Origin of the sequence: Vibrio sp. 10N.222.48.A3 (assembly GCF_041475345.1) — a bacterium.
In the GTDB taxonomy this organism is placed as follows: domain Bacteria; phylum Pseudomonadota; class Gammaproteobacteria; order Enterobacterales; family Vibrionaceae; genus Vibrio; species Vibrio tasmaniensis_A.
Genome location: NZ_JBFRVX010001505.1, coordinates 1 through 380, shown reverse-complemented (window position 1 = coordinate 380; position 380 = coordinate 1). Strand labels below are relative to the sequence as shown.

The window sequence follows — 380 nt, the reverse complement described above, 5'->3', positions numbered from 1 at the left end:
AGCTTGCTGAAATCGCTATCCAATCTGCAGATTCTGCTGCGGCATTCGGTATCGACCCACGCGTTGCTATGATCTCTTACTCTACTGGTGAATCTGGTAAAGGTGCAGACGTAGATAAAGTGCGTGAAGCAACCAAACTTGCTCAAGCGAAACGTCCTGATCTTGTGATCGACGGTCCTCTTCAGTACGACGCTGCAATCATGGAAAACGTAGCCGCTTCTAAAGCGCCTAACTCTCCAGTTGCAGGTAAAGCGACAGTATTCGTATTCCCAGACCTAAACACGGGTAACACGACTTACAAAGCGGTACAGCGTTCAGCAGATCTAGTGTCTATCGGTCCAATGCTTCAAGGTATGCGCAAGCCAGTAAATGACTTGTCT

General features: G+C 48.2%; 1 protein-coding gene. It reads left to right on the top strand.

Annotated elements, in window-relative coordinates:
- Window positions 1–380 (top strand): phosphate acyltransferase (locus tag AB4653_RS27410; RefSeq protein ID WP_372105817.1); only part of this gene is annotated, 380 nt, incomplete at both ends.